Source organism: Methylobacterium sp. E-005, from assembly GCF_022829725.1.
In the GTDB taxonomy this organism is placed as follows: domain Bacteria; phylum Pseudomonadota; class Alphaproteobacteria; order Rhizobiales; family Beijerinckiaceae; genus Methylobacterium.
On sequence record NZ_JAKSYG010000071.1, the window covers coordinates 1 to 4,576 of the forward strand.

Consider the following 4,576-nt stretch of genomic DNA (forward strand, 5'->3'; position numbering starts at 1 on the left):
CAATGCCGACATCGAGGTGATCGACGACGAGTCCGGCAGGTACGAGGCTCGACGGCCTGAAGCGGGGGCGCATGCTGCGGCTCCATCGTAGATATCCGCAACCTCAACGCCGCCGGCGTCAGCGAGAATGAGTCAGAGCCAAAGTTGCACGCCGAAACACACTGATCGTTCCCGCGCAGCCATGTCACTTGTGAGCCAGCGGCGTTCTCGCGCGCGGCCAGGGGCGGTTCAGCGTCCCCGCCGTCTTCGTAGTCCTGAGCCATCCCTGCTAAGGGTTTTGCGTCGCTTTTCTGTACGGACTCACCGGACCGACGTTCGGTCCCGGAGGATGGGTCGATGTTGGAGAAAAGTTCGCGCACGCCCCTCACGTGGGCGCCCGGCAAGAAGCCAATAGCCATGCAGGGTTGGCTTCTGAACGTCGCCTCAGACAAGAGAGTGTCGTGCGGTGCGCTTCGCACGGCGCTGGTCCTAAGCTTCGGCTTCAATGCCACGAATGGGGGGTGCTGGCAGACCAAATCCACGATGGCGAAGTCGGCCGCTGTCAGCACCTCCAGCATCAAACAGGGCCTCGCGGAGCTTGAGACCAGCGGCCACATCCTCCGCATCGAAGAGCCGATCCGGGGCAGGCCCATGCGGGTGATCTATCCCGTGCTCAACTCCGAGATCGAACAGCAGGAACCCCGGGCGCGACGCGGGGGCGTTTCAAAGGGTGTCAACCCGAAGCAGCGGGCAGCAGAGAATGCGGCCCGCGAGGCAGGCGAGACCAAAGCCGAGAACACCGCGCCCGCACCCGCCGAAACCCATGCGGTGCCGGCGTCCATCCTCATGCCAGAGCCCGCTCCAAGCCCAGTCGCCGACGCGACGATCAGCGCTGCCGTCCCCGTGGCGGCGTCGCCCGAGCGGGAGGAACAACCTATCGATCCCGAAGCTGGGCCGGCTGGGAACGTGATGAATGAGAGGCACCCGGAGAACGGCATCCCGTATCACAGCGTCCGGCAGCGAATGACCATGCAGGGCTTCAGGTCCCGTCCTGGGATCCGACTGACCGCGGACGATTACAAAGCCGGGAGCCAGGCCTGGGCAGACGGTCAGTTCGATAGCTGGGCAGAACATTTGACCGGGGAGGGGCCCATCCATCAGTCCCTCACCCAGACAGAAGGTCAGTCCAAGCCGTGGGCAAAGGGTCAGCCCCCATGTATCCAGGAGAAATCAAAGAGGATTATCCTAGACCCTATCAGAGAGGGGCGAACCCAACCTGATCAAGTCGTGGCCGGGTGCTCCCATGGCGGATGCGGATCGGCGGCGCGGTATCGTTGCCCTGAGACTGGGTTCGCCTTTTGCGTCCGTCATCGCGGCAACTCCTACGCCGCGGTCGAAATCCATGAGGGCCTGTAGGGTACGCGCGAGACGCGTACCCCTGAGAGGACTTAGACCACCGAGCGAGCAGCCTGTAACCGGGCCATCCTGTCGCGCAACTGCTGAGCCTCAGGCGGTTCCGGTTCTTGAAGGTAGCTGGAGATCCGAGCGCTACAGGTCAGCCAACGCGTCGCGGCCCGCTCCCACCTCGCATGCCCACGGTCCGCCCCGATCCGGACCATGCGGCGAGCTGCGGCACGGCGACGGATGCCGTGCCAGTGGAAGGCCGCGACTAGGACAGCCAACCGGATCCCCTCCCCGAGGGTCGGCGCCTGTCGCGGAAGGCCTGTCGGCATCACTCATCCTCAAGATCGCGGTCGGTGCCGCGCAACCAAACGACCTGGCTCTCGTGATGGTTCTCGGGCGCGCCGAGGCTGGGTTCGCTGTCCCCTCCGTCTTCACGGTCAGGATCCCCGTCGCCGTCATCCAAGATGGCGACGATGCGGTCTACGATGTCGAGGGCGAGTTCTGCCAGCCGCTCGAACTCCTCCCGGGGGATCGGCTTGGCGGCGGGCAGACTCGGGCGGCCCGGGAAGGCTACAATCTTGCTCATGGTTAGGGTCTCGATGGGGTTGGACCTGTAGTCCCCCGGCATGAACCGGCCGGGTCGGTACGCACGGCGACGGGGAGGAGGACAGGCTCGGCGCACGCGGCGCTAGAGCCGGATCAGTCCTTCGGGCGGTGAGCCTCTGGGAGTCCGCCAGTCACGGCTAGAACGTCGCCTGCGAGGTCCATCAGCAGCCCATCGCTATCGTCGGGGTCGTAGTCCTTGCCGGAACCCTTAGGGTCGGTCTCGCACGCCATGTTCGCGGCGATGCGCGCCTTGATCGCAAGGCCGGCCAGTCCCCGCGCCGTAGCTTCGCGAACCCGCTGTAGAACAGCGTCACGGGTGGCCTTCGTCGCATCGTAGGCGGCCTCCAAGGCGTCGAGGTTCAATGCCGCACGGACTTCCCCGATTTGCCCCTGCCACTGATCCCACGCTGCCACGATGGCATCGGCACGGGCCTGCGCCCTCGGGTCCGGTCGAAGACGCGTCACGCCGTCAGGCTGAAGCTCGCCCTCAGCGCCGCCGACGAAGTGGCCTAGGCACGGCTGCAACCGCAGGATCTCTACCTCTTCCGCACCGTATGGCAGGAGGAGTTCTCGGCCACCGGCAAGAGGCTGCGTTCTGGGTCTGGGTATCGAGGGATAGACCCAATCGTGCGACCATACCTTGAGGCCAACAGGGACGGGCGGCTTATCGTACCGATCCCGCGCGACACGCAGAGCATCCGCCGCGGCTCGGAACGCAGCATCGGTCTCTAGGAACTCAGCCTCCAACGCGATCAATGCAGCGTCGGCCTCGTCACCGAACAGCTTCAACACCCCGTTGCACATGCTGCGGAGCGCCCGCCGGGCGTCCTCCTCCACCTCAACGCAGTTGGCATCGAACACCGCACCCGGCAGGTAGGCGGCGAGCGCCACGAGACCGCCCACGGTGGTGGCGCGTGTGTCGATCAGCTCGCCGAACGCCTCGGCCTGAATGTGGTAGGGCTCGGCCTCCGCCTTCTCGGCTGCCTCATATTCTGCCGTCCCGCCTCGGGCGGTGTTCCATGCATGGCCGAGTGGCTTCCAGGCAGCATAGGCGGCCCGGTGCTCCGCGATGATGACGTGGGCATAGTCGCCCTGCGGGTCGGCCTCGGGCGCGGGATCCTCGCCGTTCGGATAGGCCAGCGCGAACAGCTCGCGGATGCCCGTCTGTCGCCGCGCCTCGGCGAACTGCAGATCCCGGCGTGCGGCGATGACGAGGAGGTCGGCCAGTTCGGCGGCGGTCTTGGCGCGGGCGGTCGGCATCTCGCGGGGTGAGAACCGGGTGAAATCCCCGCGTTGGGCCGCCTTGACTCCCTCCGTGGTCCAGAGCGTGAAGCTGTCGCCGATACGCAGGGCGGCATACTCGGCATCGGACAGGGCCGTCAGCCGGTCGAACTCGGTGCAGGCCCGACGCCAGGCCTCAATGGCCTCCGGCGAGCCGCGAGCGGGCAGCGGGTTCGGCGTCGCCGGCCGAGTCGTGAGGTTTAGCAGGTCGGATTTCAGAGCGGCCGCGCGGCGCTTGAGCGATGGGGCCGCGTCGGCGCTACGGAACGGGTTGGACAGCTTGAGAGGGGCCATAATCAGCCTCCAAGGATCACAGGATGACAGGAGGCGCGGCGGGAATGCGCGCCGCGCGGTGGCGGCGTCAGGCGCGGCTGGCGTTGATGCTGTCGTGCTCGTGGTCGAGGTCGGCGAGGTCGATGCCGGCGACGTTGGCAGCGCTGCGCAGCAGGTTCGGCCACGCGCCGCCCGTATCCTTCCAGGGGTAGCGGCCGATCACGCGGACCAAGGCGGTCATGCCCTCCGGCGTGGTGGCGACGTGTCGGCCGACCTCGCGGTTCAGGTCTCGGAACTCGTCCTCCGCGACCCGGCGAGCCTCCTCAAGGCGCCGCCGGCCGGTCGTAGCCTCGACTGCCTCCACCCGAGCGTCGAAGGCGTCGGCGATCGGCAGCATGGCTTTCCAGCGCCGGATGCGTCCCGGCGTCAGCCCACCTCTACCGAGCAGAGGCACCGCCCGGGCAATCGCGATCCGCAGGGCCTTACCGGTCCAGGCTTGTTCGGTATGGACCTCGGGGGTGCCCCAATCGAGGGCGACGTGTCGGAGGCTCACGCCGAACAGTGTCGGGAAGCGCCGGCCCGCGCCAATGCATCTCCGCTCGTCGCGATTGGCGAATAGCTCCGGCGGGCAGGTGACGATGACGGCGTAGACCTGCCGCCAAGCCACACCCCACGCCTCCATCGCCTCGTCCTGCACCGCGCGGGCTCGCGACCACCGCTCGGCGAGCGCCAGCAGCTCGGCGTCGGGATGCTGTTGAGCAGGCGCCGAGATGACAGGTGCCGCGATAGCCGGCCGGGGCACAGCGGCGGCAAGGGTGCCGGCGACGATAGTCCGGCGCCGCAGATTTCCGCGCAGGGAGCGGGAAAGCGTCGTGTAGGGAACGGGGGTTCAGGGGCGTGTAGATCTCGGTGGTGGCGAGCCCGCGCGGTGCAGGACGAGGCGATGGAGGCGTGGGGTGTGGCTTGGCGGCAGGTCTACGCCGTCATCGTCACCTGCCCGCCGGAGCTATTCGCCAATCGCGACGAGCGGAGA

4 protein-coding genes are annotated in these 4,576 nt (G+C 67.3%); 1 reads left to right on the top strand and 3 read right to left on the bottom strand.

Annotated features, from left to right (window positions below; translation table 11 throughout):
* The first annotated feature begins 336 nt into the window (after positions 1–336).
* Entirely contained in the window at positions 337–1,395 is a 1,059-nt protein-coding gene (locus tag MKK88_RS07550; RefSeq protein ID WP_243998431.1) for a hypothetical protein, read from the top strand.
* A 316-nt stretch (positions 1,396–1,711) separates the two neighbouring features.
* On the opposite strand, the gene MKK88_RS07555 is transcribed toward MKK88_RS07550, so the two are convergent.
* The 3 genes from MKK88_RS07555 to MKK88_RS07565 all read right to left on the bottom strand — a co-directional run bounded on the left by MKK88_RS07555 (position 1,712) and on the right by MKK88_RS07565 (position 4,345).
* A complete protein-coding gene (locus MKK88_RS07555; RefSeq protein WP_243998434.1) occupies positions 1,712–1,969 on the bottom strand; it encodes a hypothetical protein in 258 nt (85 codons plus the stop codon).
* A gap of 113 nt (positions 1,970–2,082) precedes the next feature.
* A complete protein-coding gene (locus MKK88_RS07560; RefSeq protein WP_243998436.1) occupies positions 2,083–3,564 on the bottom strand; it encodes a hypothetical protein in 1,482 nt (493 codons plus the stop codon).
* 67 nt (positions 3,565–3,631) lie between these two features.
* A complete protein-coding gene (locus MKK88_RS07565; protein ID WP_243998438.1) occupies positions 3,632–4,345 on the bottom strand; it encodes a hypothetical protein in 714 nt (237 codons plus the stop codon).
* Positions 4,346–4,576 lie beyond the last annotated feature (231 nt).

Coding starts and splice junctions, on each gene's coding strand:
- MKK88_RS07550 (WP_243998431.1), top strand. CDS start 337: ATGTTGGAGAAAAGTTCGCGCACGCCCCTCACGTGGGCGCCCGGCAAG.
- MKK88_RS07555 (WP_243998434.1), bottom strand. CDS start 1,969: ATGAGCAAGATTGTAGCCTTCCCGGGCCGCCCGAGTCTGCCCGCCGCC.
- MKK88_RS07560 (WP_243998436.1), bottom strand. CDS start 3,564: ATGGCCCCTCTCAAGCTGTCCAACCCGTTCCGTAGCGCCGACGCGGCC.